A 1665-nucleotide genomic window follows, 5' to 3' on the forward strand; every position below is an offset into this window, starting at 1 on the left:
CTCGAGACGGCAAGCAGTGGATCGACGATCTCGAGGCGCGGGAACGCGACCGGACCGGGATCGACTCGCTGAAGGTCGGCTACAACTCGGTCCACGGCTACTACATCGAGGTGACGAACCCGAACCTCGAGTCGGTGCCCGACGATTATCAGCGCCGGCAGACGCTCAAGAACTCCGAACGGTTCGTCACGCCGGAACTCAAGGAGCGCGAAGACCAGATCGTCGGCGCGGAAGAGCGCGCGGACGAGCGCGAGTACGAACTCTTCTGTGACGTGCGCCGCGAGATCGCCGACGAGGTCGAACGTGTCCAGGGGCTCGCCGACGCCCTCGCAACCCTCGACGCCCTCGTCTCGCTCGCGACGGCCGCCGCCCAGTACGACTACTGCCGGCCCGAAATCCTCGAGCGCGACGGAAGTCAGACCCTCGAGATCGAGGGCGGCCGCCACCCCGTCGTCGAGCGCACCCAGGAGTCGTTCGTGCCCAACGACGCCCGCTTCGCGAGCGATCGGCGACTGGCGGTGATCACGGGGCCGAACATGTCCGGAAAGTCGACCTACATGCGGCAGGTCGCCCAGATCGTCCTGCTCGCACAGGTCGGCAGCTTCGTGCCTGCGAGCGCTGCCCGGCTCACCCCCGTCGACCGGATATTCACCCGCGTCGGGGCCAGTGACGACATCGCGGGCGGTCGCTCGACGTTCATGGTCGAGATGGACGAACTTGCAACGATCCTGCGGGAGGCCGACGAGCATTCGCTCGTCCTGCTGGACGAGGTCGGCCGGGGCACCTCGACGGCCGACGGGATGGCCATCGCGCAGGCGATCACCGAGCATCTCCACGATCAGGTCGGCGCGACGACGCTCTTTGCGACCCACCACCACCCGCTGACCGAACTCGCCGACGACCTCGCGGCCGCGTTCACGCTCCACTTCGACGTCGACCAAGAAGACGGCGAGGTCGTCTTCCATCACGAGATCACACCCGGCGCAGCGACGGGCTCCTACGGCGTCGAAGTTGCAACCGCCGCAGGGGTGCCCGAGAACGTTGTCGAGCGCTCGCGGGAATTGGTCGCAGCGTCGGATGACGACGAATCGACGACCGACTCGAGCGAGGACACGGACGCGGACGCGGCTCCCGAACCGAACGAAGTCACGCAATCACCGGCGACTGCGGACGGTGGCGACGTGCCGACCGACGTGGCCGCGGAACTCCGCGCGCTCGATCTCGCCCACCTCACTCCCGTCGAGGCGCTGACGGAACTCGATCGGTTGAAGCAACTGCTCGAGGAGTGACGACCGGTCTCCGTCGGCGTCTCGGCATGGCGGTTTCGTAACGCGGTCGGACTCGAGACCTCAGACGTCGATACCGGCGAATCGGCTGCCCGGCTCCCACGACGAGTGGTAGCATGGTTCGAAAACAGCAGTGATGGGACGGTTCTCCAGTTGCGATGACCGGCACAACGCACAACCGCGTCGGCGACAATATAGCGGTATGACATACCGAACGACGATCGGGTGGTCGCTCATCACGTCGGGCATCGTCACGCTACTGCTGGCGTATCTCCCGGGGCAGTCGTGGATGTGGGGCGTCGGACTGCTCGTGCTGGGGATCGTCGTGTTCGTCGCTCGCCGGTGATCACTCGGCCGGCGGCTCGAGCGAGACGAACTC

At 66.4% G+C, this 1665-nt stretch carries 2 protein-coding genes; both read left to right on the forward strand.

Annotated features, from left to right (window positions below):
• Positions 1-1289, forward strand: a 1289-nt coding sequence (gene mutS / locus C489_RS18025) for a DNA mismatch repair protein MutS (RefSeq protein WP_006432781.1), incomplete at its 5' end; no start/stop codon positions are given.
• Between the two features lie 199 nt (positions 1290-1488).
• A complete protein-coding gene (locus C489_RS22310) occupies positions 1489-1632 on the forward strand; it encodes a hypothetical protein (RefSeq protein ID WP_006432782.1) in 144 nt (47 codons plus the stop codon).
• Positions 1633-1665 lie beyond the last annotated feature (33 nt).

The organism is Natrinema versiforme JCM 10478 (assembly GCF_000337195.1).
Lineage (GTDB): Archaea > Halobacteriota > Halobacteria > Halobacteriales > Natrialbaceae > Natrinema > Natrinema versiforme.